General features: G+C 46.5%; 1 protein-coding gene and 1 pseudogene. One reads left to right on the plus strand and one right to left on the minus strand.

What is annotated here, in order from left to right; all coding sequences use genetic code 11:
- Nucleotides 1–429 (plus strand): radical SAM protein (locus KIV40_RS30610; protein ID WP_285353045.1); only part of this gene is annotated, 429 nt, incomplete at its 5' end.
- A 197-nt stretch (nt 430–626) separates the two neighbouring features.
- On the opposite strand, the pseudogene KIV40_RS30615 reads toward KIV40_RS30610, so the two are convergent.
- Nucleotides 627–1,029: pseudogene (locus tag KIV40_RS30615) on the minus strand (sodium-dependent transporter); the annotation flags it as partial.

Below are 1,029 nucleotides of genomic sequence, written 5' to 3' on the forward strand. Positions count from 1 at the left end.
CTTGATCTATTGAAAGACAATCCGCCAGATGTATTCAACCACAACCTAGAGACAGCACCGCGTCTTTACCGTAAAGCGCGCCCAGGTGCGAACTACAAATGGTCTTTGAACCTTCTTAAGAAATTCAAAGAACAGCACCCAGACGTTCCAACAAAATCGGGCGTCATGATGGGTCTTGGTGAAACCAAAGAAGAGATCGTTCAGGTACTAAAAGACCTACGTGAACATGGCGTGACTATGCTGACTCTGGGTCAATACCTAGCGCCTAGCCGTCACCACTTGCCAGTTGAACGCTACGTGCCGCCTTCTGAGTTTGATGAACTGAAAGAGATCGCACTTGAACTTGGCTTCACCCACGCTGCGTGTGGTCCGTTCGTACGTTCTTCTTATCACGGGGATCTACAAGCACAAGGTATGGAAATTAAGTAATTCCTACTTAACCTCCAAAGTTTTCAAAGGCGTATAACCTCCGGTTGTGCGCCTTTTTTATTAATTAAATCATTGGGCTCTGATCACTATCGTCTTGCTCCGAATATAACAAAGCCGCTATCAAGGAGCGGCTTTGTTGTGTTTGGATCTAAGCTAACAAGCTAAGACTAAGTAAGAATCTAAATCGAGACGTGCAGTTAGCCGAAAGAAGCCCAGATAACCGTAATCACCAGAATCGGACACACAAACTTCACATATGCAGGCCAAACCTTACCGAACCAACCTAATTGGAAATCAGGACAGCCCTGCTCTAGCTCTTTTACTTTCGAAGCACGGCTCCAAACCCAGCCACCAAACAAGCAGAACATTAGCGCAGCGATAGGTTGTAGGTATTGAGTGGCGATCATTGCAACCAGACCAAACATAGCAGCAAAGTTATAAACGATGATCACGCTGAACAGTGCAATCAGGCCACCGATGACCCAGCTGGTCAGCGTACGTGGTGTATTAAAACGCTCACTCACTAGAGATACTGGTGCTTCCAACATCGAGATAGCCGATGTAAGCGCAGCAATCGTCAGTAGCAGGAAGAAGACAATG

The sequence above is a fragment of the Vibrio sp. D173a genome, from assembly GCF_030248475.1.